General features: G+C 38.7%; 21 protein-coding genes, 1 tRNA gene and 2 pseudogenes. 12 read left to right on the forward strand and 12 right to left on the reverse strand.

Features of this window, described 5'->3' with window-relative positions:
* Nucleotides 1-51 precede the first annotated feature (51 nt).
* The 4 genes and pseudogenes from J7R10_RS03450 to J7R10_RS10230 all read right to left on the reverse strand — a co-directional run bounded on the left by J7R10_RS03450 (nt 52) and on the right by J7R10_RS10230 (nt 3,252).
* Nucleotides 52-927: pseudogene (locus tag J7R10_RS03450) on the reverse strand (cytochrome c1).
* Nucleotides 921-2,174, reverse strand: a pseudogene (locus J7R10_RS03455) (cytochrome b). Before J7R10_RS03455 ends, J7R10_RS03450 begins: the two co-directional pseudogenes overlap by 7 nt.
* Nucleotides 2,175-2,178: 4 nt before the next feature.
* Nucleotides 2,179-2,724, reverse strand: coding sequence for a ubiquinol-cytochrome c reductase iron-sulfur subunit (gene petA / locus J7R10_RS03460; RefSeq protein WP_010705486.1), 546 nt, complete (start codon nt 2,722-2,724; stop codon nt 2,179-2,181).
* A 402-nt stretch (nt 2,725-3,126) separates the two neighbouring features.
* The gene (locus J7R10_RS10230; protein ID WP_275039542.1) at nt 3,127-3,252 is read right to left on the reverse strand and encodes a hypothetical protein; all 126 of its coding nucleotides are present in this window, start codon (nt 3,250-3,252) and stop codon (nt 3,127-3,129) included.
* Nucleotides 3,253-3,335: 83 nt separating this feature from the next.
* Here J7R10_RS10230 and J7R10_RS03465 point away from each other — a divergent pair, with 83 nt between their 5' ends.
* Nucleotides 3,336-3,812 (forward strand): tRNA (cytidine(34)-2'-O)-methyltransferase, encoded by a 477-nt coding sequence (locus J7R10_RS03465; RefSeq protein ID WP_010705487.1) that lies wholly within the window; start codon nt 3,336-3,338, stop codon nt 3,810-3,812.
* A 313-nt stretch (nt 3,813-4,125) separates the two neighbouring features.
* Here J7R10_RS03465 and J7R10_RS03470 read toward each other — a convergent pair whose 3' ends face one another.
* Complete coding sequence (locus tag J7R10_RS03470) at nt 4,126-5,376, reverse strand: CCA tRNA nucleotidyltransferase (RefSeq protein ID WP_010705488.1); 1,251 nt, start codon at nt 5,374-5,376, stop codon at nt 4,126-4,128.
* A 238-nt stretch (nt 5,377-5,614) separates the two neighbouring features.
* Here J7R10_RS03470 and J7R10_RS03475 point away from each other — a divergent pair, with 238 nt between their 5' ends.
* The 5 genes from J7R10_RS03475 to J7R10_RS03495 all read left to right on the forward strand — a co-directional run bounded on the left by J7R10_RS03475 (nt 5,615) and on the right by J7R10_RS03495 (nt 13,984).
* The gene (locus J7R10_RS03475; RefSeq protein ID WP_010705489.1) at nt 5,615-6,646 is read left to right on the forward strand and encodes an AAA family ATPase; all 1,032 of its coding nucleotides are present in this window, start codon (nt 5,615-5,617) and stop codon (nt 6,644-6,646) included.
* Entirely contained in the window at nt 6,647-7,558 is a 912-nt protein-coding gene (locus J7R10_RS03480; RefSeq protein ID WP_010705490.1) for a DUF58 domain-containing protein, read from the forward strand.
* On the forward strand, nt 7,555-10,362 hold the full coding sequence (locus J7R10_RS03485) for a DUF4159 domain-containing protein (protein WP_010705491.1): 2,808 nt from the start codon (nt 7,555-7,557) through the stop codon (nt 10,360-10,362). The genes J7R10_RS03480 and J7R10_RS03485 overlap by 4 nt, the downstream gene beginning before the upstream one ends.
* Nucleotides 10,359-12,455, forward strand: a complete 2,097-nt coding sequence (locus tag J7R10_RS03490; protein WP_010705492.1) for a membrane protein — start codon at nt 10,359-10,361, stop codon at nt 12,453-12,455. The genes J7R10_RS03485 and J7R10_RS03490 overlap by 4 nt, the downstream gene beginning before the upstream one ends.
* A gap of 626 nt (nt 12,456-13,081) precedes the next feature.
* Entirely contained in the window at nt 13,082-13,984 is a 903-nt protein-coding gene (locus J7R10_RS03495) for a metallophosphoesterase family protein (protein ID WP_010705493.1), read from the forward strand.
* 366 nt (nt 13,985-14,350) lie between these two features.
* Here J7R10_RS03495 and J7R10_RS03500 read toward each other — a convergent pair whose 3' ends face one another.
* Complete coding sequence (locus J7R10_RS03500) at nt 14,351-15,259, reverse strand: cation diffusion facilitator family transporter (protein ID WP_026501306.1); 909 nt, start codon at nt 15,257-15,259, stop codon at nt 14,351-14,353.
* A gap of 790 nt (nt 15,260-16,049) precedes the next feature.
* Here J7R10_RS03500 and J7R10_RS03505 point away from each other — a divergent pair.
* Nucleotides 16,050-16,865 carry a TrmH family RNA methyltransferase gene (locus tag J7R10_RS03505; RefSeq protein WP_010705495.1) on the forward strand — a complete coding sequence of 272 codons (816 nt, stop codon included), beginning with the start codon at nt 16,050-16,052 and terminating at the stop codon, nt 16,863-16,865.
* Between the two features lie 65 nt (nt 16,866-16,930).
* Here J7R10_RS03505 and mnmA read toward each other — a convergent pair whose 3' ends face one another.
* Nucleotides 16,931-18,139: a tRNA 2-thiouridine(34) synthase MnmA gene (mnmA, locus tag J7R10_RS03510; protein ID WP_010705496.1), complete on the reverse strand. Its 1,209-nt coding sequence runs from the start codon at nt 18,137-18,139 to the stop codon at nt 16,931-16,933.
* Between the two features lie 348 nt (nt 18,140-18,487).
* On the opposite strand from mnmA, the gene sciP reads away from it, so the two are divergent.
* Nucleotides 18,488-18,763: a CtrA inhibitor SciP gene (gene sciP / locus J7R10_RS03515; protein ID WP_010705497.1), complete on the forward strand. Its 276-nt coding sequence runs from the start codon at nt 18,488-18,490 to the stop codon at nt 18,761-18,763.
* Between the two features lie 133 nt (nt 18,764-18,896).
* Here sciP and J7R10_RS03520 read toward each other — a convergent pair whose 3' ends face one another.
* Nucleotides 18,897-19,277 carry a hypothetical protein gene (locus tag J7R10_RS03520; RefSeq protein WP_010705498.1) on the reverse strand — a complete coding sequence of 127 codons (381 nt, stop codon included), beginning with the start codon at nt 19,275-19,277 and terminating at the stop codon, nt 18,897-18,899.
* A 561-nt stretch (nt 19,278-19,838) separates the two neighbouring features.
* Here J7R10_RS03520 and ctrA point away from each other — a divergent pair.
* Complete coding sequence (ctrA, locus tag J7R10_RS03525) at nt 19,839-20,540, forward strand: response regulator transcription factor CtrA (RefSeq protein WP_010705499.1); 702 nt, start codon at nt 19,839-19,841, stop codon at nt 20,538-20,540.
* A 171-nt stretch (nt 20,541-20,711) separates the two neighbouring features.
* Here the strand turns inward: ctrA and chpT are convergent, their stop codons facing one another.
* Complete coding sequence (chpT, locus tag J7R10_RS03530; protein WP_010705500.1) at nt 20,712-21,350, reverse strand: histidine phosphotransferase ChpT; 639 nt, start codon at nt 21,348-21,350, stop codon at nt 20,712-20,714.
* Nucleotides 21,351-21,567: 217 nt separating this feature from the next.
* Here chpT and J7R10_RS03535 point away from each other — a divergent pair, with 217 nt between their 5' ends.
* Both J7R10_RS03535 and J7R10_RS03540 read left to right on the forward strand, forming a co-directional pair.
* Nucleotides 21,568-22,164, forward strand: coding sequence for a DUF1134 domain-containing protein (locus J7R10_RS03535; RefSeq protein WP_010705501.1), 597 nt, complete (start codon nt 21,568-21,570; stop codon nt 22,162-22,164).
* A 25-nt stretch (nt 22,165-22,189) separates the two neighbouring features.
* Nucleotides 22,190-22,837 carry a hypothetical protein gene (locus J7R10_RS03540; RefSeq protein ID WP_010705502.1) on the forward strand — a complete coding sequence of 216 codons (648 nt, stop codon included), beginning with the start codon at nt 22,190-22,192 and terminating at the stop codon, nt 22,835-22,837.
* A 195-nt stretch (nt 22,838-23,032) separates the two neighbouring features.
* Here the strand turns inward: J7R10_RS03540 and J7R10_RS03545 are convergent, their stop codons facing one another.
* Both J7R10_RS03545 and J7R10_RS03550 read right to left on the reverse strand, forming a co-directional pair.
* Nucleotides 23,033-24,151, reverse strand: coding sequence for a DegT/DnrJ/EryC1/StrS family aminotransferase (locus J7R10_RS03545; RefSeq protein WP_010705503.1), 1,119 nt, complete (start codon nt 24,149-24,151; stop codon nt 23,033-23,035).
* A 52-nt stretch (nt 24,152-24,203) separates the two neighbouring features.
* On the reverse strand, nt 24,204-25,157 hold the full coding sequence (locus J7R10_RS03550; RefSeq protein ID WP_010705504.1) for a Gfo/Idh/MocA family protein: 954 nt from the start codon (nt 25,155-25,157) through the stop codon (nt 24,204-24,206).
* A 169-nt stretch (nt 25,158-25,326) separates the two neighbouring features.
* Here J7R10_RS03550 and J7R10_RS03555 point away from each other — a divergent pair.
* Nucleotides 25,327-25,403 (forward strand) — tRNA-Met (locus tag J7R10_RS03555).
* 389 nt (nt 25,404-25,792) lie between these two features.
* Here the strand turns inward: J7R10_RS03555 and J7R10_RS03560 are convergent.
* The coding region (locus J7R10_RS03560; protein WP_246787406.1) for a DNA adenine methylase at nt 25,793-26,189 on the reverse strand (397 nt) is incomplete at its 5' end.

Genomic DNA, 26,189 nt, shown 5'->3' on the forward strand with positions numbered 1-26,189 from the left:
ATTTGTTCCCTACGCTCTTCCAAGATTAGTATCTCTAGGCTTTTCTCCTTTTCAGTCTTTTGTCCTCTCTCCCAATTTTTCTTCTAAACCACGCCAGATACAGACTTTTAAAATAGAAATCAGTCCTCCCAAAATGATGAGAAATAAAATGACACGAAAACTAGTTTTTTCCGAATTTCCATGTGGGGATCAGCAGCCCACATTAAAAAAGCAGAGACATCGTGCGCGTAACGTTCAACTGTTTCTGGTGTTCCATCTTCATAAGAAACAATACCATCACTCAATGCAGGTGCCATAGCCAAAGAGCTGCCTGCAATAAAATAAGGATTATACCAATAACCCTCAGCAACTTTTGTGTTCTCTGACACCTTCTGATATCCTGTTAAAAGAGCTGTAATATAATCTGGACCAGCAGTATTATAATATGTCAGGACATCAGAAATAACAGCAGGAAATGGCAAAGATATGGCGCGCGCACGAGCCATGAGTGATAAATCTGGAGGATAAGCACCATGAAGAATAAACCTTGTTTCTTCTTCATTCACAAAGGGGGAAGGAAAACTATCTGTTGCAACACCAGCGCGTTTAAAAAATTTCCCTTCTCGATTAGGTCCATCGCTCACTTCATATTGTTTAGCAAAAATTTGAATCTGTTTCTGATCATAGCCTAGCGCCTTTAAATCACGAAAAGCCACATATTTCAGCCCATGGCAACTGGAACAAACCTGTTTATAAATTTAACCCACGCCGCAACTGTGCCTCATCATAAACTCCAAATGGTTCTGAAAAACTCCATTCTTGTCTTTTAGGAACCTGTAAAGGAAAGGAAACAAGTTCTTCTTCCTTATCAGAGGTATGACTCGCAACACTCTGAAAAGGAAAACTTATCATTGCGATAAAAATCAACCCAATAAAAACATTTACCATAATTTATTTTTTCTCTGTTTCAGATCTTCAGTCATTGAAGAAGGAAGAGAACGCCTCTTTTCAAAAGTCGGTAGAATTGGCAAAACAATCAAAAAGAATGTAAAATAATAAACTGTGGCCAACTATGTCCATAAAAGAGTGCTGTCACTGATTTCTCCTGATCCAAACCAACCAAGAAAAACGACATCAACAATGAATGCCCAAAAGAAAATCTTATAAAGAGGCCTATATCTTGCAGAGCATATTTTAGAACGATCTAACCATGGAACAAAAATCAAAACGAAAACTGAACCAGCCAATATTACAACGCCCAAAAAATTTGATGAAAGAGCACCAATATTAAAAGTGATAGCACGCAGCATTGCATAAAAAGGCAAAAAATACCACTCTGGTACCACACGAAGAGGAACCCTTAAAGGATCAGCAGCACTATAATTTTCAGCCTGTCCCATATAATCGGGCATATAAAACAAAAACCAAAAAAAAAGATTAAAAAAACTATGATGGCAAAAATATCTTTGATAAGCACATAAGGTGCAAAGGGAACAATCTCCTTCTCTGATTGTATTGGAAGACCGGTTGGATTTCCCTGTCCAACCTGGTGAAGTGCCCAAATATGCAACCCAACAAGAAAAAGCAAAATAAATGGTAAAAAATAATGAAAAACATAAAAACAGTTCAACGTCGGTTGTCCTACGCTATAACCACCAAGAAGGGTCTCACGCAACCATGTCCCCACCAAAGGAAGCTTTTACAAGTCCAGAAACCACTGAAGCCGCAGAAACAGACATCATCCCCCAAACCAGCACATAACCAAAAAATGCTGTTGCCATCATAACCATATAGATACAAATGCCTGTGACCCAAACCATTTCTCGCATATTCTTATAAGAACCATAATAAAGGCCACGTGCTAGATGGATATAAACAGCAATAAAAAAGAACGAAGATCCTACACAATGCCATGGACGAAAAAGCCAACCAAACTGCCCCTCACACCTAAATCTTTCTCCAGTTTCAAAAGCCAAGTGAACATCTGGCACATAATGCAGCGCCAAGATAATGCCAGTCAAAAGTTGTGATAAAAGCATAACGGTCAAAATACCGCCAAATGTATAAAATAATTCAGATTACGTGGAACAGGAAAAATAACAAATGCATTGTAAAAAAAAACGGGGCAAAGGTAAACGCTTATCAAACCACCGAGCAACAGCATTTTTAGGAACATAGGGAGAAAATTTGGTCATCATCTTATCCTATTTTCAGCAAAGTATCGGAAAGAAAGCGATAAGGTGGAATAGCTAAATTATAGTGTGCTGGCTCTGAACGCACTCTTCCAGCTGTATCATAAACAGATCCATGACATGGACACAACCACCCTCCAAATTTCCCTGATTGTCCAAGTGTTACACTACCTAGATGCGTACAAAGATTAATAATAAGCCAATTCTCACGCCCTTTCCCTGCTGAACGGGCGAAATCTGTCGCGTCTTCTTCACTTTCAAGATTAGGATTGCGCACTTGACGATCTCTCAGAATACTCAATTCGATAGCACGCGCTTCAGCAATTTCTTTTGCAGTACGATTGCGGATAACGACAGGCTGACCACGCCACTTAACCGTCACCGACATGCCCTCTTCAATCCCCGAAAGATCCACCTCAACAGAAGAAGAAGCCAAAACGGACTCATCTGGAGGCAGCTGACGAATAAAAGGCCATGCAATGGCACTCAATCCAACCGCCCCTGTAAGACCTGTTAGCAAAAACAGAAAATCGCGCCTTGTTTGCTCACTCATTACCTTAACTAAAGAGCTCTTTCTTCAAAATACCCTTTTACTAAACCCTCCTCCATTGCACAATCCCTGATCATTCAGTTCCCTAAACCATGAAAAAATCCCTTAAAAACTTTCTACTATTTTTGTGATCTGTCTTTTCTTAGTAAAAAAAATTATGGCATCTATTCCAGAAAATGGTGCCTCCTCTCCTCTGTCTCTTCTACTTTCCATCTTCATTTCCCTCAAATATAAAAGAATAATCAAATATATTCTCTATTACCACTGATTGTGAAGACCAGAAATTATTTCAACTCAAACAACGTTCCAACCATCCATTTTCAACTCAAAAGTCTTTGTTGATAGGAAACAGTTATACCCCCCTTTCACAACCAAACTTCTACAAACAAGACCTAAATTTTGCATTCAATGGAATGCTTCGTCGAAACCATAGAGTTTGGGTTCCATTGGTACGGGTAAAGACGAATGCTTATTTTTAAGCGCTATTCCCCAACACGTTATTTTAATGACCAATAAAGTTTTCGCTCTCATAAGCATTCTCCCCATACAATAAAGTTATACAAAGAAAACAGAGCTTCTTTACAAACATAAAGAAAAAATCATACTTATAGCATATGACACTTCACATCGCTCTTTTTCAACCTGATATTGCTGGTAATACCGGAACAATTTTGCGCCTTAGCGCTTGCTTTGGTTTACATGTACATATTATTGAACCAGCTGGCTTTAATCTGTCGGATCGCAATCTTAAGCGCGCAGGGTTGGATTATCTCGAATACGCTTCGCTAGAAAGGCACATGGATTGGCAACATTTTATGCACAACATGAAATGCTGTAACCGTCGTCTTTTGCTTTTAAGCACAAAAGCACAAACATGCTATACGCAAATATGCTACCAGAAAAATGATGTTTTACTTTTTGGTCGTGAATCAGCAGGGGTTCCAGATTATGTTCATGAAGCTGTTGATAGCGCATTGAAAATTCCCATGCAACCTCATGCGCGCTCTTTAAATCTTGCAATGAGCGTAGCTATGACGACAGGTGAAGCGCTTCGCCAAATTGGTTATTACGAAAAAAGAGAAACTTTATAAAAAGGACAAAAATCTTATTGCGTGATTTAATATACTGATAAAAACACCAATGTTCTGTGGATAATAAACGGTTTTTAAAAGAGTGAAATCATCATATTTTTAGAATCTGAAAAGAGCATGAAAATCTTACACTTCTCAATTATGCTTCTAGAATAACGACAGAACGCTTTTATAAATCATCAGAAAAACTACGAAGCGTTCAATAAGCTTAAAACTTAGAATACTTCATCGCACCATTTCCACTACCAATCATCAAGACGCGAAAAATTCCCCTCCTCTAAAAATAACAAAAACTTCTTTATAAAAATCCATATTACACATTAATTTTTTCTAACAATGCATTACGATCCAATAAAAATCCACTTTCAATCCATATCCTTTCCAGCTCTTTAAGCTTTTTTCCCAAAAGCACCCCTTTGGACAAACCCTGCTCCATCAAATCCTTGCCATTAACAGGAAAAGTGGGAACCTGCCAGTTTTGAGCAAGATGATAAAGCTTGATATAATTTTCTTTTTGCAAAGCCTCCTCTCCTTCTAGAGCATCAACATGTGCTGCTGCCATCCGCAAGGATAATTGATCCAAAACTGGCTGACGACCATGAAAATAAATCAGTTTTTGCACCTCCCCCTCTGAACAGTTTTGGTGAATCATTTTTAACTCTGCCCATTCCTTTAATCGCGTTGTTTCCTTATGAGAAAAACGCAAACGCTGTGCCATTTCATGAAGGCGTATAGGATCAGGAGGGAGAAGACTTTCCAACCGTAACAATGGATCTATTTTCCAACCAAGAACTTTTTCTGCTTTTACCAATGAGTGAATTGCATCAATGCCCCATTTTTCTGTTTCGGGAAAAATGCGTGTCAAAATTCTACTTTGACGCATCCATAAAAGAGCACGTGTTGGATCTGAAGCAGCGAGAAGTTTTTTCATCTCTGCCCAAATACGCTCAGAGGAAAGTTTTTGTAGCCCCTCTTTTAAACTCACACATGCTTTTAATCCTTGCACATCAGGACGTCCTACTCCATACCAAGCAAAAAAGCGAAAAAACCGCAAAATACGTAAATAATCTTCACGAATACGATTTTCTGCAATACCGATAAAACGTACTGTTCGGCTGGCAATATCATTCAAACCTCCCACATCATCATAAAGGCGGCCAGCAGCATCACAATAAAGTGCATTAATCGTAAAATCCCGCCGTTCCGCATCTTTTTGCCAATCACGACCGAATGCCACTTTTGCATGACGGCCATCCGTTTCAATATCAGAGCGAAGCGTTGTTACCTCATAAGAACATAAAGGAGAAACCACTGTCACGGTACCAAACGCAATCCCTGTAGGAATAGCCTTAAATCCTGCTTCTTCTACACACATTATAATCTGTTGTGGCAAGCAGGTTGTTGCAATGTCAATATCACTAATAGGCTGCCCTAACAGCTGATTGCGCACAGCTCCCCCGACAATACGCGCCTCTTCACCATTTAAAGACAAAACGCGAAGAAGTGTTTGAATGTCACTATGCTGTAACCATTTAACGTGTTTGAAATTTTGTCTTCTATTCACCCTTTAACCTTTCAAAAAATTGCTCTCATTACCTTCCACAGATATTCTCATGAGAATTTTCTAAGGGAGTCCTCAATATATCTGTTTATTTCCCCAAAAAAATGATCTGTATGTAGAGAATATGAAAAAACAATATATTACTCTTCTTTTCTTCTCATTTTCTGCTACAAATTATAAAATATTCATTATCATGCAGAAAAAATTACCGATTTTGCGACAAACGCCTTAAGGAAGCAATATGAGCCAATGTGATACATCATCCAATTCTCTTAAAAAGGTCAATATCAAGGATGAAGCCCAAGCGATCATTGATGATATTGATGCAGCACATAAAGAATTGAACATTTTACAACAAGAAATTGACAAAGTTATTTTTGGACAAAATCATGTGATTGAATATGCTTTAACAGCTATTTTTGCTGGTGGACATGCTCTTCTTGTTGGTGCTCCAGGACTTGCTAAAACACGTCTTGTCCAAACTTTGGGAACAGTATTAGGACTTGATGAAAAACGCATCCAATTTACTCCAGATTTAATGCCTTCAGATATTATCGGTTCTGAAATTATGGATTTAGATAAAAGTGGTAAACGTTCCTTCCGCTACGTTAAAGGTCCTATTTTTACCCAACTTCTTATGGCAGATGAGATTAATCGTGCCTCTCCTCGAACACAATCAGCTCTTTTACAAGCCATGCAAGAATACCATGTCACCGTTGCTGGGACCCGTTACGATTTGCCACAACCTTTTCATGTGCTTGCAACCCAAAATCCTCTCGAGCAGGAAGGGACCTATCCACTTCCTGAAGCACAATTAGATCGCTTTTTGATGCAAATTGATATTGACTATCCTGATCTAACCACAGAACGACGGATTATTTTAGAAACAACAAAAGAAAAAAAACAAAATGCAAAACCGATTTTGTCAACAGAAAAACTACAAAAAATTCAAAAGATTGTTCGTAAAATGTCCCTCTCAGAAAATGTTGTAGAGGCCATTTTAAAGATTGTCCGTTTGGCTCGTCCTCATAAAGACAACACTCTTGCAAATACTTATGTTGCTTGGGGGCCAGGCCCACGCGCATCACAAGCACTTTCACTTTGTGTGCGGGCGCGTGCACTTTATTATGGGCGTTTAGCGCCTTCACTTGATGATGTTGAAGCATTAGCTCTTCCCGTATTACAACACCGCATGGCACTTAATTTTTCTGCACACGCTGAAGACATCTCCGTAAAAGATATTATTCATAATCTCATGAAAGACGTTCTCTAAATGGCTATTGGCAAAAAAGTTTCCCCAAAGCCTCCCATATCACTTGCAGCTAAACTGCATGAAGATGTTGCAAAAATGCCGTCTTTTCTTCTACAAGCACGTCGGATTGCAAATACATTGATAACTGGATGGCATGGACAACGTAAACGGGGTAACGGAGAAAATTTTTGGCAATTTCGACCTTATGTTGAAGGGGAATCCATTACACGCATTGACTGGCGTCGCTCAGCACGTGATGAACATACTTACCTACGCGAAAATGAATGGCAAACGACACAGACAGTTTGGCTTTGTCCTGATCAAAGTGCCTCTATGCATTATTGTTCACGCTTTTCCAAAATCTCTAAGGGTGATTATGCCATCATTCTCACCCTCATCTTGGCATCCCTGCTTACACACAGCGGCGAACATATTGCTATCCCTACTTTAATGCCCCCCACGAGAACATCCAATGTATTAGAACGCACGGCACTAGCCCTAGCAAATCATCAAAATGAAAATCCATTTGCAAATTTTTCAACTCTTACGCGTTTTTCACACGCCATTATAATAAGTGACTTTCTCGATCATCCTGAAAAAATCATCAAACATTTAACCCTTTTATCCACAAAACAGGTCACTGCTCATTTAATCGAAATTGCTGATCCCGCAGAAGAAAATTTTCCCTACACAGGTCGTACAGAATTTTTTGATCCTGAAACAAAAGAAAAGCATATTTTCGGAAAAGCAGAAAACCTTCGTAATCACTATTGCAAACTCTATCAAGCAAGGCGACAAGAATTAGCAAATTTTTGTGCACGCCAAGGATGGACCTATCACGTGAGGAGAACAAATCAACCCTTCACAGAGACCATTTTGCATCTTGCAAACAAAATGAGGAGCTCTTCATCTTACTCTAGGAGGTTGTCTTGAGTTTTGCTGCTCCCTTTCTTCTACTAGGACTTTTATCGCTACCCGTCATTTGGTGGTTGTTACAGATAACACCTCCATCCCCACATAAAGAACCCTTTCCTCCTTTGCGCTTTCTACCAAAACCAACGCATCAACAGGAAAGCGCAAAACATACACCTTGGTGGTTACTGTTATTACGCTTAACCATAGCAGCGCTCATTATTATCTCTCTGGCACGGCCTACTTGGAATCAAAAACCAATAATACTTTCCGGCTCTCAACCGCTTGCACTCATTATTGATAACGGATGGGCATCAGTGAAAGAATGGAAAAAACGCCTTTCTGTTGCCGAATCCCTCCTTACGCAAGCAGAAAAACACCAAAAAGATATTTATTTTCTTGCCACAGCTGAAAATGACACCGCCAATATAGGTCCCCTTCCTGCAAAAGTCATAAAACAACATTTAATGCATTTGCAGCCCCGCCCTTGGTCTGTCAATCGTATGGATGCATTAAAAAAACTGATGGAAAGAGCCAAAGGAAAACCTCTTGATATTACATACTTAAGTGATGGGTTACAAACAAATGAAAATGATGAAACTTTTGCGCTGATTGAACAATTAAAACCCAAAACCTTCTTTTGGTACTCACCTGATATTTCCGATTTAACCGCCATAACAGCCATAGAAAATGATAACGGAAACATGGTAGCGCGCGTCATCCGTTCAACGACACACAACGAGACTCCCGTCACACTAAATCTTTATGATGCAAATAATCAACTTCTTGGTCATTTTACAACAAAATTCCTTGAAGGAGAAATAACAACGCTTGTTCCTTTTAATGTACCACTTGAACTACGCAATGACATTGCTTGGATAAAAATTAACAACCAAAACCATGCTGCTGCGACCTTCTTAGTGAACAGTCATAATAAAATGAGTCGCGTTGCTCTCCTTTCACCCAACACGCGTGAAATGGCACAACCTTTGCTTTCTCCATTTTACTATATTATCAAAGCGTTAGAAGGCTATACACAGCTTATAACAGCTGGAGGAGGAGAACTTTCAACAGATCTTGATCATTTACTCAAACAAAATCCTTCTGCTATCATTATAGGTGACATTATAAACATGTCAGAAGAAGCAGAAAAAAAACTGTCTGATTTTGTGAATAAGGGGGGAACACTCATCCGCTTTGCAGGAGAAAACCTGAGTACCGCAGAACACTATGATAGTCTGCTCCCGGTGCCGCTGCGTCAGGGGCAACGTTCACTTGGCAGTATTATGTCTTGGACAAAACCGCAAAAACTTGCACCATTTGCAAAAAATAGTTTATTCTCTGATCTTCCTTTTCCAGAAGAAGTCACTGTCTCACGCCAAATTTTAGCAAAACCAAGCCCAGAGCTTTTTGAAAAAACGTGGCTTAGTCTCTCTGATGGAACACCCCTTATTACAGCAGCTGGACGTGGCAAAGGAACACTCATCCTTATTCATATTGCTCCCGATCCCACATGGTCAAATCTTCCACTCTCTGTTTTTTTTGCACAAATGTTGCAAAAATTGATCACATTGAGTGGCCATCAAAATACCAATCCAACACCCATAAAAAAAGAAACAACAATAAAAAATCCTTGGCGAACAATAACCACTGATGGACAGTTACAAACACCTCCCTCCTCTGTTGTTCCACTGGTCCTTGATGCCCAAAATCCACCTCGTCCCTCCTATCGTACTCCACCTGGACTCTACGGCGTCAAAAATAATTTTTATGCACTCAACCTCCTCAATCATTCATCGCACTTTGTGAAACAATCGTCATTGTCCCCCTCCTTAAGTGGAAATCCTTTATCTTATGACATAAAAGAAAAACATCTTACTGGTCCACTTTTAGGATTAGCCATCTTATTATTTGCCTTTGACAATTTTCTGACTTTATGGATGGGAGGCGCTTTTTTTCTTAACCGACAGCGCAATATGCTCCTTTTTCTCCCCCTCACAATAGGTTTCATTGCTTTTTTTTGCCATGATCCAAGAGTTTATGCAAAAGGCACAGAAAATTATAATGAGGACATCATTCAAGCAGCTGGCGCGACACATCTTGCTTACGTTGTAACACATAACCATGAAATTGATACAACGAGCAAGAATGGTCTAGAAGCCCTCAGTCAATTTATCGCGGAACGGACCATGCTTTCGCCCAGCTCTGTGAGAGCACTTGATCTCGATAAAGATGAACTTGCTTTCTATCCTCTGATTTACTGGCCCATTGATGCGAACAGTCCTCTCCCAACACAAAAAAGCCTTGAAAAAATAAATAGCTTTATGAAAAATGGAGGCACAATTTTATTCGACACACGCGATCAGATAAAGAGCAGCCTGAATCTTGAAAGAGCAGCAACCCCAGCCACACAAAGATTACAGCTCATTTTAAAGGGATTAAGTATTCCAGCCCTTGAACCAGCATCAACAGACCATGTTGTTGCACGCTCTTTTTATATTATGCCGGATTTTCCTGGTCTCTATCGTGGTTCACCTTTGTGGGTTGAATCATCATCAACCAACAAAAAAGAAAAAAATTCTCTCGGCTTGGGTGATAATGTAAGTTCTCTTCTGATTACCGCAAATAACTTTGCTGGTGCTTGGGCCCTAGACGAAAAAGGCACGTGGAAATACCCCCTTGTTCCCAATGACCCCATGCAGCGCCTATGGGCATTTCGTGCAGGATTAAATATTGTTATCTACGTGCTTACAGGAAACTATAAAGCTGACCAAATTCATGTTCCAGCTCTCTTAGAACGTTTTAAAAGAGAAAGAAGGCAATGATCCCATTTTTCACTTTTCAGCCTTTTTTGCCTCTCTCTTGGATCCTCTTCTTAGGGGGAATATCTACCCTTTTTGTTATCATTGGTCTCGTTAGGCAGCGTCAAGGATCTTTATTACGCCTCATGGTATTGGCATCACTCATCCTTGCTTTGCTGAATCCAATGATTATAAAAGAGCAGCGTGAACCACTTAAAAGCACCGTAGGCATTGTCATTGATCGTAGCAAAAGCCAAACATTTGGTACACGTACAAACGATACTGAAGAAGCACACACACAACTAACCAATCTATTAGCGCATTATCCACAATTTGAACCACGCTTTATTGAAGCTGGAAAACTTGCAGATCATCAATACGCACCTTCAACGAATTTGTTTCATGCTTTAACACAAGCTCTCTCTGACGTCCCACCAGCACGTTATGCAGGAACAATTTTGATCACCGATGGACAAGTGCATGACATTCCTCAAATTTCAGACCTTCATCATAAAGCACCTGTCAATGCTCTTATAACAGGGAGAGCAAATGAATTTGACCGCCAAATCAAAATCATTTCTCCTCCTCGCTTTGCTCTTATCAATAAAACACAAAAGCTCTCCCTCTTGGTAGAAGATAAAGGGCACCCTCAAGAATCTCTACCAGCGCAAGCAAATATTACTGTAAGCATCAATGGACAAGAAGTGGGCCATTATTCTGTAACCCCTGGTATTATTTTTCAAACTGAAATCACTCTTTCTCATGCTGAAAAAAATATCATTCAAGTTGCTACTGATATACATAAAGGTGAATTAAGTTTTGAAAACAACCGCGCCGTAGCGATTATAGAAGGAATCAGAGAAAACTTACGTGTCCTTCTTATCTCAGGCGCGCCTTATAATGGTGAACGGACATGGCGTGATCTTTTGAAAGGTGACTCCAATATCGATCTTATTCATTTTACTATTTTGCGTCCCCCCAACAAAGCAGACAATACACCATCAAGCCAATTGTCCCTAGTGATCTTTCCCACAAGAAAACTTTTTGTTGAAGAGATTGATAATTTTGATCTCGTCATTCTTGATGGCTACCAACATTCTAGCGTTCTCCCACTAATCTATTATGATTATATTGCCCAATATGTCCAAAAGGGCGGTGCTTTGCTGATCGTAACAGGACCCGAATTTACCAAAGGAAACTCGCTTGCGAAAACACCTTTAATCAGTGTCCTCCCCGCATTACCCAATGGTGTTATTCTGCAAAAGCCTTTTCGCCCTCAATTAACTAAAGAGGGTGAACGTCATCCCGTTACAAGAGATCTTGCAACTCCTGCTTATCCAGCTTCTCATTGGGGACAATGGCTACGACAAATCGCCATTCAAAATCCACACAAAGGCACCGCTCTCATGAAAGGCGCAGACGAACAACCACTCTTACTTCTTTCCCATGTTGGGAAAGGGCGTGTAGGCATGCTGCTTTCCGATGAAAGCTGGCTTTGGGCAAGAGGTTTCGAAGGTGGTGGCCCTTATGCAGCTCTTTATCGCCGCATTGCTCATTGGCTTATGAAAGAGCCAGAACTTGAAGAGGAAAAATTAACTGCTACCAGCAACCATAATCGCTTAACAATTCGTCGCCAAACGCTCAAAGATCATCCAGAACCAGCTGAAATAACTTTTCCTTCTGGAAAAAAAGAAAATATCATCCTTACAAAAGAGCAAGAAGGCGTCTTTACAGCAACTCTTCATACAGATGAAATAGGAATTTTTACCATCCAAAACGGTGAGTTAACAGTGCTTTCTTCTGTCGGGATAGTTGATAATCTCGAATTGTTTGATTTAATTTCCACAAAAGAAAAACTCACTCCCATCAGTAACCTCACAGGTGGATACACCGTGCGTTTACATAACAAAGAAAAAGAGGGCTTTCATCTTCCTCCCCTTAAAGTGATTCAATCGCCAACAGACCGAACATCTTCTCTTACTCATTCAATTGTTCTGAAAGACGCAACAGAAAGCCGTTTAATCGATCGTTTCTATTTTGCAATCTTTTCTGGTTTTTTTGCGCTCATTTGTTGTCTTCTACTCTTGAACAGCATGTGGTATCATGAAAGCCGTTAAGAAGCCTTAAATTTAACAACACATTGATTTATATGGATAATTCACTGTTTTGCATGTTCAATAAGAGGCCCGAATCTCGTAAGATTCTCTCGTTTTAATCCTGTTTCATGTTGAATCAATCAAAATCATTCCCTTGCACATAACAAGCAGGATTAGCGTGTGGATAAAAATACTAGAAGAAAGGAGTAAAATTCCTTTCATGAATCGTCTAAATGCAAAAACTGTTCCAACATTTGGAGGCTGGCAAATAGAATGACGGTACCGACTTGCACTTTCATAAGCGTAAAGATGGTGGTGCTCAATAGATTCACCGATATACTATTCACGAGCATTGTCGTGAAATGAGTTTGGAAGCATTGAGAAATGTTTCTTTAAAACAAGGCTTAAGAATTTATGCTATAATTTTAAAATACAGCGTATCTTATGGAAAATTACGCCCTGATAAGACGACAAAGAACATGATATATGATATCATCTTTTTGTTATTGCAAAACCAATGAAACATAAATTTCCCAAAAGCTTTTTTACATTTTCAATAAATTGTTTTTCATTTTGCAAGCCTCTCTTGCTGCAAAAATGTTCTCACTTGTCTTAATATTCTTATTGCCTAAATCGTTTTCAACGCTATGCTATCGTCTATGTTTTACCTTGCCCATATATCAGATGTGCACCTTTCACCTCTGCCACAGCCTTCTTTATTTGAACTTTTTGGAAAACGCCTTACTGGCTATCTTAATTGGCAAAAAAAACGCAAGCACAAAATGGCGACAAATGTTCTAGAAACTTTAATGGATGCCTTAAAAAAAACAAATCCTGATCACCTTGTAATCTCCGGTGATCTTGTTAATCTTGCTCTAGATAAAGAATTTGAACAAGCACACAATTGGTTACTCATCCAAGGACAGCCTCAAAATATTTCTGTAATTTTTGGCAATCATGACGCCTATGTCCGTGGAGCATTCCAAAAAGCCTGTACTTTCTTTAAACCTTGGATAACAGATGATTTCCCTCAAAACTCTCCTCATCCTTTTCCTTATATGCGCATTCGCAAGAATGTTGCCATCATAGGGGCTTCCTCAGCTATTGCTACCCCCCCTTTTCAAGCTTCTGGTTATTTTGGCAAAAGGCAAACGCAAGCTTTATCAAAACTTTTAGACGAAGCTGCAACACGCAATCTTTTTCGGGTTGTCATGATACATCATCCTCCCTTTCATCATGCAACTTCTTGGCATAAAAAATTATGGGGTATTGATCGTTTTCTAGATGTTATCAAACACCACGGTTGTGAACTCGTTCTTCACGGTCATACCCATCTTCCCACATTGCATACTCTTAAAGGAATAAGGGGAACAATTCCTCTTGTTGGTGTTGCTTCCGCATCACAAGCTTTTGATGATAAAAAAACACCTGCAGGCTTCAACCTATTTGCTATTGAAGGCTCTCACCAACAATGGAGCTGCAAATTGCAACGTTATAGTCTTATCAATCAAAACAATGAAATAGCCTGCACTGAAACAATTAATCTTTAAACACTTTATAAAAACACTCCCAAAGCTGCTAAAACAAGCCAAAATATTTCTGCGTCATATCCTTTTAAATGATAGCTTAAGTCTCCTCCTCACTTCCAAGTTAAACCACCAATCTAATGATAGATTACTTTCTCTTGAGATGTATTTTATCTTCTGATCACTTAATGAGAATGCTGGAATTCACTCCACAAGCTCTACGAGTGAATCTTTCTTTAAATATCCTGTTTAATATTATTTTTCTATGTTGACTTGATGCAAAAAAGAACGAAAATGAGATACAAACAACCCTTATTTACATATGATGTACCTTTATATCTCTCCTGAAACACAATATTTTACGATACCACAGACACTGAAGGAAAATTTTTATATAAAAGGAACGACCGTTGTACCGAGAGGCAACTTAGCCTCATTTTCAGGCTCGACATGAATAGAAATACGCACATTATCAAATTCTTTTTGAAGAACAGCTTCAATTTTATCACAAATCTGATGTGCTTCTCCTACAGACATTGCAGCTGGTACAACCAAATGAAACTCTATAAAAGTGACTCTCCCAGCAACACGCGTAAGCAAATCATGAACTTCAAGTGCACCCTGTGCATTTGCAGAAATAAGTTCACGAATCCGCATAGTTTCATTCAATTCAACTCCAACATCCATCAACCCTTGTACGGCACTTCTAATCACCTTCCAGCCCTGCAATAGAATATTAACAGCAACAATGATTGCTAAAATCGGATCTAAAATACCCCATCCCCCCACAAAACCAGCAACCAAACCAATTAAAATAGCAAGAGAAGTAAAAACATCCGTTATAAAATGCACCCCATCAGCTTTAAGAGCCGGTGAACGGTGGATATTTCCTTGTCGAATAAGAACAAAACCCCACACGTAATTGATGATACTTGCAACAAGATGAATAACCAACCATATTCCAGGTTTTTGTAATAATTTAACGGTCGAAAGAGCTATCCATGCTTCTCTTAAAATGATAATTGCTGCAATAATGATGAGGATTCCTTCAAGAATCGCAGAAAAATATTCCGCCTTATGATGTCCGAAAGGATGATCATAATCCGCAGGCTTCATACTGACTTTAACTGCCCACCAAGCTGCCAATGTAGCAAATATATTGACGATTGATTCCAATGCATCAGAATAAAGTGCAACCGAACCAGTAATGTGATACGCCCAATATTTCAAAGTAAAAACGATACAAGCAACGAAAATAGAGTATAAAGTTAAGCTTTGTATATTGGTTTTTACATTCATAACCATACCCTCTTCTCCACTCAATAAGAAAGAACACTTTCAACCACATGCCCTATGGTATTTTTGACATGTCACCAATATTTTCTCAATATCACAAAAACTTATTATACAATAAACGGCTCCCGCAGCGCATCATTGTTTTGCAACAACAGCCAAGCTATAGGATATAACACATAGAGTCATGTGGATATGACTCAAACAAGAAAAAAGAATTCTCTCAAAAGAAACCAAACCCTTTACTCTCATGATCAATAAATGCTTGAGTCGTTTAATACCGCTAAGTTCCTATAATCGCAAAAACATCTGTTATCTTTTCTCAACCTTATTGTATTTCCTATGCCGTTTATCAAACTTTTATGCCTATCAAACGCCTCAAGAGAGCAGCATAATTGCCCACAAGCAGAAAAGGATCGTTTAGCATTCTGCTGCAATACCTTAACTGCATCAAAAAATACGACGGCTAAAACAACTTAAAAAACTATTTTCAGAAAAAAAGAAAGACAATCAATCCCCAAAAAGAATCTGGGCATTGGGGACCCAGATTCTTTTCCCTTAAGAAATTTAAGGATATGCAGAGCTTAGGAAATAGCGGGGACCTAACGCCCTGCACCCGACACGAGAACAAAATTAATTGTATCGCTCTCGGTATTTTCTTAATATACCAAAAGTTGTATTATGTCAACATAAATTCTACTATAGGTTTAAAATAATATTTTTTGTTTCTCTCTTCAAAATAAAGCAAACATTTAACATCTAGCAATTTTAAAAAAAAGAACACTAAAACCCGCCTATGCATTTGAATATTACAATAATCTCCGAACCTGATGATACACGTTTGAGAGACTATCAGAACATCCGCGAAAAAGATCTTATTGGTCGGCAACAGCAATTTATTGCAGAAGGCAAAATAATAGTGTTAGCATTACTGCGTTCGAAAGAATTTTCTGCTCTCTCGCTGCTAATAGTGACAGAACGCCTTCCTGGACTTATGCCTCTTTTAGAGCAAACACAGCCAACACGTCCCATTTATTGCGTTCCGCAAAAAATTATGGACAATATTGTAGGGTTCCATATTCATCGTGGTATATTGGGTATAGGTAAACGTAGAATATTACCATCATTACAAAATTTTTTACAAGATTTACCAGAAGAAGCTTTGATTCTCGTTTTATGCAGTATCTCTAATCATGATAATATAGGCGCTATTTTTCGCAACGCAGCCGCCTCTGCTAGTAATGGCATTATCGTTGACAAAACCTCATGCGATCTCCTTTATCATAAATCAATCAGAGTTTCTGCGGGCACAGCTCTAAAAATACCCTATACGCAAGGTGCTGATATGAATAACATTCTAGAAACTCTCCATAATGCCAATTTTCATACTTATGCACTGTCCCCCTCAGCTTCATGCACTCTCAAGCAAGCAAAAACACTCGAAAGAACAGCGCTTATTTTAGGAACAGAAGGTGACGGCTTGCTATCCCATGTACTAGAAAAATCAGAAACCTTACGTATTCCCACGGCTCACGGTTTCGATAGCCTCAATGTTGCTACAGCCTCAGGGATTGCATTCACCCATTTTTGTGATCTTGCTAAACTTTACTAACAATGATAGCAGTTCAAGGAGAGAAATATCCCCCAATCACAGCATTTTCCTTCATAAAAAGCAGTTTAAGTTTGGAAAGCAACAGCTGTTTTTGTTTCCAGATTGCACAAAATGCGCTTCAACATCACTTCAGTATCAGCAGCACGTTCCGAATGTATTACAAACCCACCCCCAAGAACACGTGCCGCATCACCATTTCCATCATAAAGAACACAAGCTTGCCCTGGTGCTACCCCATTCTCACGTTCCAACAAGTCAACAGAAAAAACACCCTCTTGATAATGTAAACGGGCAAGATGTGGAGGGCGCGTTGAACGAACTTTTACAGCCACCTCAACACCCTCAGGAGGAAAATTATCCAACCGCTCATCGCCAAGCCAATTTACATCACGCAAAAAAAGCTTATGCGTTTCCAACATTTCACGCGGACCAACAATAACACGCGCATTTTCTACATCGAGATAAACCACATAAAGTGGTTCCCCCGTTGCAACACCAATACCGCGACGTTGACCAACAGTATAATGAACAATCCCCGAATGTGTTCCTAAAACCTGCCCATCAATATGCACAATAACTCCAGGATTGGCAGCTTCTGGACGCAATTTTGTGATAACATCAGAATATTTGCCTTGCGGAACAAAGCAAATATCTTGGCTGTCATGTTTATGAGCAACAACAAAGCCCATTTCTGCTGCTATTTCACGAACACGTGCTTTCGGAAGATCCCCCAGTGGAAAACGCAAATAATCAATCTGCTCTTGTGTCGTTGCAAAAAGAAAATAACTCTGATCACGATCATGATCGAGAGGACGAAAGAGTGCCCGATGCACACCATGGGGACGGGAACGAATATAATGTCCCGTTGCCAAAGCATCCGCACCTAATTCGCGCGCTGTGGCTAATAAATCAGCAAACTTGACAGTCTGATTGCAGGCAACACAGGGCACAGGTGTCTCTCCGTGGGCATAACTTTCTGCAAAAGGATCAATCACCGCTTCACGAAATCGCTTTTCATAATCAAGAACATAATGAGGTATCGCCAATGTCTCCGCTACACGGCGGGCATCTTCAATATCTTGTCCAGCACAACACGCCCCCACCCGATGTGTTGCAGCACCATGATCATAAAGCTGTAACGTAATCCCAATGACATCATACCCTTCCTTTTTCAAAAGGCCTGCAACAACTGATGAATCAACTCCCCCCGACATTGCTACGACAATGCGAGAATTCTCAGGTTGTCCTGGTAAATCAAGACTGTTCAAAAACATATATTCATTCTCTACTAATGGATACCCATTGGTTCATGCTCTTATGGGCACTCTTCATTATTCGTTTATATTGTTTTTTTATCCTTTTCACAACCAAGAGCATCATTTTCTTAAAAGTGCTTGCAAACAAAAAAAGAGTGATAGAAATAAGGCACAACAAAAATCCTTTTTGCTCTTTTAAAAAATCCGATAAAAATATTGCAATAGGCTCTTCTGCGCACGTCATTTGGCGCCCTATTTTTATGTACTAGCTTACTTTATTAATTTTTTCTTTCGACGTGTTTAGCTCTTTTTTAAATTTCATGTTTTAAAAACGAATCAAGTCCTTGACTCAAAGTAGAGGATACAATGACCAATTTGATAAAAACACAAATGAAATATGTTATTGGGCCAGATGGAAGTCCACTTACAATCGCCGATCTACCGCCGAAAACAACAAAGCGCTGGGTAATCCGTCGCAAAGCTGAAGTTGTTGCAGCTGTGAGAGGTGGATTGTTAAGTCTTGATGAAGCGTGTCAGCGCTATACTTTGACCGTAGAAGAATTTCTTTCATGGCAAAGTTTAATTGATGAACACGGTTTAGCTGGATTACGAACGACCAGAATCCAACATTACAGGCACTAGTTGTCATTGATAATGTTTCGATAGCGGCTCAAAAACACTTTAAAACAGCCAACCTTTTAGCAAGTTTGGTTGTTTTTTTGTGTTCTCAGTATATAAGTATCTTAAAGAACTTATTTTCAAAATCTCACTTTTGTCATCCAGTCATTGAGTGAGAATGGATTGAATTATCATCCACAATTATTTTCTTTTCCCGTGCTTCAAGAAGCTGTGCATATTGCAACTCTGTATTAATTTCATGGAGAGTAATTTCAGCATTTGTTTTTTGAATCTGCAAATCACGAATCGAATTTATAAGATTATCGCGCCTTTGCCGCGCCGCACGAGCAAGAGCAGAATAAGCAAAATGGTTCACATCATTATTTCCAGATTTACGCTCTTCGTTAATAATTTGTGCTTCCAGCTCTAACACCATTCGCTCAAATTCTGCGATCATCATCTTAAGCTGTGCAATTTCACGACGCTTTCCACGCACTTGAAACATCCTTAATCGCACCATACTTTCCCGTGGCTTCATACTCACTACTCCTCGATTGCGCCAACTCAAAACGCGTATTCGCATTCTTACATGAACTTTTCGTTATAGCTTTCTAACGAAAACAGTCCTTTTTGTAATTTAAAACTATAATTTCTCGACATCCTTAAAGCGTCTGTGAACACAACCTGCTTTAAAAAGATATAACTCTTTCTTTACTTTTCATCTGCACTATAGAATGAAGAGGTTTAAAGCTCGGTAAATAAAAACTGAAATCGTAAAAAACTGCTTTAAAATGATCTTTTATAAGATTTTTTTTAAAGTTAAAGTCCGTGAAAAAGTGCTTCAATTTTTCATGAAATGAAAAGATCTGTGATTTTTCTAAATAATTTTATAGCCTCTTTCAAAAATAAAAATATTTTGTTAACCACTATCATGGATAGTGGGGAATTCAGTGGTGATTGTTACGCGTACTACTGAAATATTCATAGACGCTTTTATTATAAGTGTTTGATTTCATGAATGGTTTTATCAAAAGCGGTTTTTCCAGCTGTGATAAAAAATGCTTCTTTTGATTCGGAGAAGCAAAGTGAGGGATCTAAAATGCGCGTATTATTAATTGAAGATGATAAAGCGATGACTCAAAGCATTGAATTAATGCTCAAGTCAGCAAACTTTAATGTTTATATCACTGATCTCGGTGAAGAAGGAGTCGATTTAGGCAAGCTTTATGACTATGATATTATTCTGCTTGATCTCAATCTCCCTGATATGTCAGGCTATGATGTCTTGAGAACCCTAAGATTGGCAAAAATAAAGACCCCCGTCCTCATTCTTTCCGGTATGAATGCCATTGAAGATAAGGTCCGTGGTTTTGGCTTTGGTGCAGATGATTATATGACGAAGCCATTCCATAAAGATGAACTTATTGCGCGTATTCATGCGGTTGTTCGTCGCTCTAAAGGGCATGCGCAATCGGTCATTGTTACTGGCGATCTCATCGTTAACCTTGACGCAAAAACTGTAGAAGTTGCTGGGCATCCTGTTCATTTAACTGGTAAAGAGTATCAGATGCTAGAGCTTCTTTCTCTACGCAAAGGTACTACACTCACCAAGGAGATGTTTCTCAATCATCTCTACGGTGGAATGGATGAACCAGAACTTAAAATTATTGATGTCTTTATCTGTAAACTGCGGAAGAAACTGGAAGCAATTTCTTCTCATGTAAACTATATTGATACCGTTTGGGGACGTGGTTATGTGTTACGTGATCCAATTGAAGAGAATGCCCGTAAAACCGCTTAAGTAGTGAAGTACACATTGTGAAATCTCGGAGTGTAGCGGGCCGAGATTTTTCTCTGTTACAAGGAACGGCTCGCACACAAATAATCTCTTGGTTTAATAGTCCACACGTTCGATTTGCCGATACAATCTAAGACCCCTTTTCCTTACATGACTTAAGTGCTTCTTTTTTGTTCAAAGCTTCTTTACACTTTCCAAAATAATACAGCCTTCAGTTTCCTCGATATTTATTTGCATATCTGTTATCTCAGCAAGCAACAATGTGTAATAAAATTGGGTGGCATGAGCATCAATAAATTCTTCTTGGATGTCACCTTTATATAACGCAATAAAATGAGACGGAATACGTAAAATTTTACCACAAATCTCAAATCGAAAAGAAAGCTTCTTTTCATCTTGCAAAATCATAACAACAATTTCTCCTTCACGAGAAACTGTTGCCTTTGCAATCAACAATAAATTAAGCAAAAGCTTAACTTCATTTTTTGGTAAAAACAGAGAAGGAGCCTTCCATTTTAAAATTGCTTTTTCTTCCTTCATATATTGTTGTGCGACTTGCTCAGCAGAACGTGTATCTATTTGCCCCCCACTTGCTCCTGCAAAACCAAAAGCCAATCGCGCAAATTGTAGACGTGCAGAAGCACTTGCAACGGACAAACGCACCAATTGCAAAGCGTCTTCTTCAGCTCCTCCTTCATCATAGAGCTCCATCGCATTTTGAATAGCGCCAACAGGTGAAATCAAATCATGGCAAATACGACTACAAAGCAAAGCAGCAAGATCGGTAGGTTTCAAAGAAAGAGCTAACGTCATAATTATTGAGAACTCCTCGATTTAAAAATAAACTTCATTTTAAAGAAAAACTCTTAACATCCAATGCATACATACAAGGAAACTTTAACAATCAGGATCATTTTTTTCAGAAACAAATTCAAGAATTAAAATAAATTTATATCTTATTTTTTATTTGAATAGAATAAAAATGCTAATATTATCTTGTTGTTTGTAACTAATAAAAGGAAAAAACTCTATGGCTCTCTCTCTTCTCATACGCTGGACCAAAAGTATCGTATCTATCATCTTCCTTTTTTTTGTTATCATAAACACTGCAAATGCTCAACTCCGACCAATAAAACAAAATGAACCCCATTATTCGCTGCAAGAAATTATCGATTCCGGTCATACTTTTTTTGGAAAAACTGCTAGCGGTATAGCAGTAGCAATTCAAAATATCTTTTCACAATACGGTTATCCCAATGCCTATATATTAGGGGAAGAAGCTTCTGGTGCTTTTTTTGCTGGATTAACCTATGGTGAAGGAAAAATTTTTACCAAAAACTACGGTCAGCATAAAGTTTTTTGGCAAGGTCCCTCTGTGGGGTGGGATCTTGGCGGACAAGGTTCTCGTTTAATGATATTAGTTTACGATCTCAATACTATAAATAATTTATGGGGACGCTATGGTGGTATTTCAGGTTCGGCCTATTTAATTGCAGGTGTTGGCTTTCATGTTCTTAAACGCCACAATGTTTTATTAGTTCCAATACGTACAGGAATTGGCGCACGTCTTGGCATTAATGTGGGATATTTAAAATTAACGCCCAAACCAACATGGAACCCGTTTTAAACGAACTTTTATCGAAAGAGGTTTTATGCTTATCCAATCATTTCTTTTTTTTATTTTTGGAGTCGCTCTTACCTCTTGGTTACTCGTGCTTTTTGCTCCTCTTATTTGGCGCAGAGCTATTCATTTTGCGCAGAAATATGTTTCTGCACAAATCCCGTTATCCTACACTGAAATGCAAGCAAATTACGATTTTCTTCGTGCACAACATGCTGTAGAACAAGCGCACAATGAACAAAAATACGATTCTTTGCAAAAAAAATATGCTCAACAGAAAATACAACTCAGCCAAGTAACAGAGCAGCTTTATCGATTATGTCTTTCCACACAAGGCCCCTCTTCCTCCCCAAAAGAAACACCCGCAATCGAACAAAACTCTGATGCAACGAATACTTTCATAATGGAAATAAAAACTATGCATGAAAAAATTGCACATTATCAGAAATGTTTAGAAAAAATTCAAACCAATGCGCTTGACAACACGATGAACCCAAAACTCCTAAATGAATTGCGTGAAGAAACAAAGGAATTAGCAGCAATGTTAGCTGCTCAAATAGCATTACAAGAGGGTGAATCATCTCCCATCAACATATTGACAAAAAATTCTAAAAGTAAAAATGATCTAGCCTCACATATTCAGAAAAAAATAGCCTACAGCAAAAAAACACCTCTTTAAATTGTCTTTTAAAACCACTTAAGTGAAGATCGAGAGTGATAAACACTAACGGTCTCGTACAGAGAGGGAAGCTATTCTCTTAGCAGAAGAGCTACTCATTCTGACTTTATTTTTTAATTACAAATCAAAAATACCTTTCAAAATGGGACAAAAACAAAACCCACTCTTAAACGACCTTTAAAATAAAATATCCTCTCAAGAATGATAAAAATCTCTTATTTTCTGAATAACCATATCCTGATCAGTTTGCGTTAAATAAGGATGCATCGGTAAACTTAAAACGCAATTCCCTAAAGACTCCGAAACAGAAAGAGAATTTTTTACAGAAGAAAAGTGTTTATAAGCGGGCTGTTGATGCAATGGAGTTTTATAATAAACCATTGTAGGAATAGATTCTTTCTGTAAATAGTCCTTTAATTTGTCACGTTCTTCCACCTTAATCGTATATTGTGCATAGGCACACCGCACATTTTCTCCCAATTCTGGAACTGTGACAATATCTCTTAAACCCTCGGAATAACGTCGAGCAATTGCCATTCGCCTTTCTATCTCATCTTCAAAGATCTCAAGTTTTTCTAACAAAATTGCAGCCTGAAGAGTATCCAAACGTGAATTTATACCGATACGCACATTATCATATTGCGTTTCACCTTTACCATGAAACAAAATAGAACGTAAAAGTGCTGCCAAGTTATCATCATTGGTCATCATAGCGCCTCCATCGCCATAACACCCCAATGGTTTTGCAGGATAAAAGCTTGTCGCAGCAACATTACCAAAAGCTCCGCACATAATATTACCGCTTCTTCCACCCATCGATTGAGCAGCATCTTCAATAACAAAAAGATTTTCCTTTCCCGCGACTTTAGTAATTTGCGCATAATCAGCAGGAAGCCCAAATAAATCAACAGCAATAATTGCCTTTGGTTGAAGGCGCCCCTCTTCTTTAATCATTTTGATTGCTTCACAAAGTTTTTCAACATCCATATTGAATGTATCAGGCAAAACATCCACAAAAACAGGCTCTGCTCCAACTAAAGCAACAACTTCCGCGGTTGCAGAAAACGTGAAACTAGGACAAAAAACAGCATCCCCTAGACCAATATTATGAGCCATAAGAGGCATTTTTAATGCATCAGTTCCATTAGCGCATGCAACCACATGCTTAACCCCAAGATAATCTGCCAATCGCTCTTCAAACTCTGTGACTTTTGGCCCTAAAATATACTGACCACTAGCGACCACATGCGCAATTGCAGAATTAATTTTATCTTTAATGCGCACACGCTGCGCTCCAAGGTCGATGAATTGCATATTAACTCCATTGATCATCACAATAATGTATGAGCATTACTTCTCTTCTATTTTAATAAGAATTGACACTAGCAGCAGTTAAAATCCGTAAAACAGCAATAGCATCACCACCATTTGTGCGAGGCGATTGACGCGTTTCAACACAATGAAGGAAATGTTGTAATTCGCAAGTAAGTGGCAAGCCTTCACAAACATCAATGTAATTCAACGCATCAGTGCTAAAAACCCACTCTTGATTCTCTTTCCAAACAGCAAAAGGGTGCAATGCTAATTTACGGTTCCATGGTTCCATATCATCAAAAACAAGCATAGCTTTTGTGCCAACAACCGTTAAGCGCCTTTCACGATAGGGACTAAGACGTGAAGTAAAAAGATGACTTCCTATACCATTTGGAAAAGTCATATGAATATGAGCAAAGTCAGAATGCTGATCAATGACACTAGCCCCCTCGCCACGAATCTCAGAAGGTTCACATCCTGTCAAAGCCAAAATCATTGAGAGATCATGAGGAGCAAGATCCCATAAGGCATCACTTTGTGTATGAAATTTTCCAAAACCTAATCGGTGAGAATAAATATAACGGATATCACCTAGTTCTTCCTTTTCTATCAATTCACACATTTTTTCAAAAGCAGGGTGAAACCGTAAAATATGGCCAACCATAAAAATTCGTTCATATTCACCAGCAACTTGGACTTGATGTTCCGCATCTGCTACATTTAATGCAATTGGTTTTTCAACCAAAACATCCTTACCATTTTTGAGAGCACAGAGGGCATTTTCTGTATGAAATTGTGGAGGCAAAGCCAGCACCAATGCATCAATATCTTTACGAATAAAAAGATCTTCAGGCGCAATGGCTTCAACCCCATACATACAAGCAAAGCTTTCAGCACGCTCCACATTCATATCAGAAACTGCTGCTAAAGCCCCAAATTGTTGGAGTGTTCGTATATGATTCCCCCCCCAATGACCGCATCCTAAAACCGCTACACGTGGCACCATTTTTATGTTTTACCCCTGCCAATCAATAAAAAATATATTTCTCTTCATTCCATATCGGGGATGAAATAGAATGACAAGAGAAAAGCTTAAAAACGATGCTTGACATCTTACTATTCTACCTCTTATATCCGCAAAAGATAAGATTGGTTGCAATGATTTTATCTGTTGCGGCGGAGTAGCTCAGTAGGTTAGAGCAGAGGAATCATAATCCTTGTGTCGGGGGTTCAAATCCCTCCTCCGCTACCATCTTATTTCCAATGTAGCTTGCCACTAGGTTTTGTGTATGTAGCTTGCCAGCAGGTTTTGTATAATTTGACAGTAGGTTTTGTACCAATTTATTTTTTTCAAAGAGGTTTTGAAGGATCATTTAGAGTTGCTTTTATGAGCCTTATTTTGCTCTGCTCAGGAATCGCAATTTGAGATGCTTCATCTTTTCCATCAATCCCATTATTTGACAGCTAAAATCTGTAAGATATGCATACAGAGACCAACAAATTTTGTCTAATTCGCATCATATTTTGTAAAAATGACCTCCTTTTCAAAGGATTTTCATTTTTTCAAAGGGTTCTCAAAGGGTCTTCAAAGACCTTTCAAAGGTCATTTAAAGCCCCCTTTCATGAATTTTTTTTCTTTTCCTAAAGATCGCAATTTGAGATGATCAGCTCTTGAGCGGGCATCGGATTATTTGAACCACATGTATAAGATGTATTCACCTCTTTTCGTTTAAATTGGCTAAAGGTTGATCGGATCTCTGGCACATCATTAAGAGACAGAACAAACTTTCCCTTTAATTGGGCAAGCAGTGTGGACATTTTCTGGTAATCCTCTCGCTTAAACAAATCTTTGCCATAGCAATTCTCAACGCCAAAATAAGGTGGATCAAGGTAAAACAAGGTCATTGGCCAGTCATAACGCCTAATAAAATCAAACCAGTCTAAATGTTCAATGGTCACATTTGATAAACGCCGGTAAATCAGCTTTAAGAACCCTTCAAGTTTGAAAGAGTTAAACCGTGCACCACGGTAGGGATTA

The organism is Bartonella vinsonii subsp. berkhoffii ATCC 51672 (genome assembly GCF_902825225.1).
Lineage (GTDB): Bacteria > Pseudomonadota > Alphaproteobacteria > Rhizobiales > Rhizobiaceae > Bartonella > Bartonella berkhoffii.